At 59.2% G+C, this 2,357-nt stretch carries 4 protein-coding genes; all 4 read right to left on the minus strand.

Annotated elements, in window-relative coordinates; genetic code table 11:
• Nucleotides 1-130: 130 nt before the first annotated feature.
• The gene (locus tag B4F27_RS06490; RefSeq protein WP_286759200.1) at nt 131-688 is read right to left on the minus strand and encodes a diacylglycerol/lipid kinase family protein; all 558 of its coding nucleotides are present in this window, start codon (nt 686-688) and stop codon (nt 131-133) included.
• 74 nt (nt 689-762) lie between these two features.
• Nucleotides 763-897, minus strand: a complete 135-nt coding sequence (locus B4F27_RS06495; protein WP_005850863.1) for a hypothetical protein — start codon at nt 895-897, stop codon at nt 763-765.
• Between the two features lie 126 nt (nt 898-1,023).
• A complete protein-coding gene (gene mutT, locus B4F27_RS06500) occupies nt 1,024-1,422 on the minus strand; it encodes an 8-oxo-dGTP diphosphatase MutT (RefSeq protein ID WP_005850865.1) in 399 nt (132 codons plus the stop codon).
• The coding region (gene argJ / locus B4F27_RS06505; protein ID WP_286759201.1) for a bifunctional glutamate N-acetyltransferase/amino-acid acetyltransferase ArgJ at nt 1,419-2,357 on the minus strand (939 nt) is incomplete at its 5' end. The genes argJ and mutT, both read right to left, overlap by 4 nt.

Genomic DNA, 2,357 nt, shown 5'->3' on the forward strand with positions numbered 1-2,357 from the left:
ATCGGGGGCGACCAGCAGCACCATGCCGCCCTTGGCGATACAGTCTTCGCCGCTCAGCCCCATTTGGTTCAGCTGAAAGGCGTTGCTGATCGCAAAGACCAGCGGTGTCCTATGTTTAAAGGATTTGCCATCAATCGTCACCGTCAGCCTGAGCGGCGCGCGGAGTGTTGCCAGCGCTTTGACCACCGACCAATNNGGCCGCGACACGGCTGCGGCCCCAGCGGTCATAGATGCCTTCGCGGGTTTTCAGAATGGCGGCATAGGCCCCGATGCTGGCGTTGTTCAGGAACGCGTTGCCATTGATCTTGGCGATGTCCGTGGGGCGCAGGACGCCTTTGGCGATGACATCCACGGCTTCGTCAACGGTTTCGGGCAGGTTCAGCGAACGGGCGAAATAGTTAAAGGTGCCCGCGGGGATAATCCCCATCTGGTTGGGCACATGCGCCAAGCCCGAGGCGACGCCGCTGATCGTTCCGTCGCCGCCTGACGCAACGATGGTGGCATCGGGGTTCGCCTCGGCTGTGGATCGCGCCACCTGTCCCAAATCCGCGCCATTGGGCGAGAATTCAACGAAGCTGACGGGAATGTCGTGGTGTTGAAATCTGTCTGAAATCCGGGACTTACGCTCTGTCCCGTCTTGGCGGCCGGAACCCTTGTTCAGAATAACGATAACACGTTGAGGCTTCATGATTGATCCATCTTTGATGACCTAAGCAAACGCTTGGGGCAGGGGGATGGTTCAGATGTTTTGCGTGTGCCTGATCAGTTCCGGCGCTGGATTGGCTTGCCGGTATAGATCGCGTCATCAACTTTAACCGATACGCGACCGTCGGGCATGTCGCGGACGAAAATACCCTGGACGGATACGGTGGAACCGATGGTGATTGTGCGAAGCATTGCTTCCTCCCAGAAGAACCTGAAGTTGCATCTTTATAAGCGACAATTTGCCTAAGTCTAGCAACAAAAAAGTCAAGGATGCAGTATTCGCGCGCGTAAAGAAACAGCAGCGAGGTCGCGCTGGCCCTAAAGCCAGTCGCGCAGGATCGGGATCAGGGGGATGTCCGCAGGGGGCATTGGATAATCTTTCAGCGCATTGGCACGGACCCATTTCAGGGTCTGCCCCTCGCGCGCCTGCGGTGTGCCGTTCCATTTTCGGCAGGCAAACAGCGGCATCAGCAGGTGGAAGTCATCGTAGGCATGGCTGGCAAAGGTCAACGGGGCAAGGCAGGAGGCCCATGTGTCGATGCCCAGTTCCTCTTGCAGCTCGCGGATCAGCGCGGCTTCGGGGGTTTCGCCGGCTTCGACCTTGCCGCCCGGAAACTCCCACAAACCAGCCATCGATTTGCCGGGCGGGCGCTGTGCCAAAAGCACGCGCCCGTCCACGTCGATCAGGGCAACCGCCGAGACGAGGATAACCTTCACGAACGATAGTCCGCGTTGATCTCGATATAGCCGTGGGTAAGGTCGCAGGTCCAAACCGTTGCTTTACCGTCGCCAAGGCCCAGATCAACGCCGATGGTGATGTTCTGGCCCTTCATATGAGCCGCCGCTGCCTCCTCCGAGTAGTCGGGGCTGCGCCAGCCGTCTTTGGCCACCTCGATATCGCCAAAGCGGATCGACAGACGATCCCGATCAGCAGCGGCCCCTGATTTACCGACGGCCATTACCACGCGGCCCCAGTTCGGGTCCTCGCCCGCGATGGCGGTCTTGATGAGGGGGGAATTCGCGATTGCCATGCCGTGGGTCTTGGCATCATCATCCGTAGCGGCACCGGTCACGGCGATCTCGACGAATTTGGTCGCCCCTTCGCCGTCTTGCACAACCTGATGCGCGAGGTTCAGCATGACGCCATGCAGCGCATCCGAGAACGCATCGCTTTCGCTCGCATCCACGCCCGACGCGCCGGTTGCGGCCAGAATCAAACTGTCGGAGGTCGATGTGTCGCTATCCACGGTGATGCAGTTAAAGGTGCTATCGGTATGGGTCGACAGCATCTTTTGCAGCGCCGGTTGGCTGACAACCGCATCGGTGAAGATATAGACCAACATCGTCGCCATATCTGGCGCGATCATGCCCGATCCCTTCGCAATCCCCGCGATAGAGACTGCTTTACCGTCAATCTCGACCTCGGCACGGGCCCCTTTGGGGAAGGTATCTGTGGTCATAATCGCTTTGGCCGCATCGGAAATGCCCTTGTCGGACAACGCGCCCTTAAGGTCCGCCAGAACAGCCGTGATCCGGTCGTGGGGCAGCGGTTCGCCGATCACACCTGTTGAAGAGGTGAAAACACGCGATTGGGGAATGTTGCAGACATCAGCAACCGCAGCGGTAATTGCTTCGACTGCGGTGACGCCGCC

The organism is Sulfitobacter sp. UBA1132, from assembly GCF_002311545.1.
In the GTDB taxonomy this organism is placed as follows: domain Bacteria; phylum Pseudomonadota; class Alphaproteobacteria; order Rhodobacterales; family Rhodobacteraceae; genus Sulfitobacter; species Sulfitobacter pontiacus.

Excerpts from the sequence above, each read along its gene's own strand:
- B4F27_RS06495 (WP_005850863.1), bottom strand. The coding sequence starts at position 897 with ATGCTTCGCACAATCACCATCGGTTCCACCGTATCCGTCCAGGGTATT.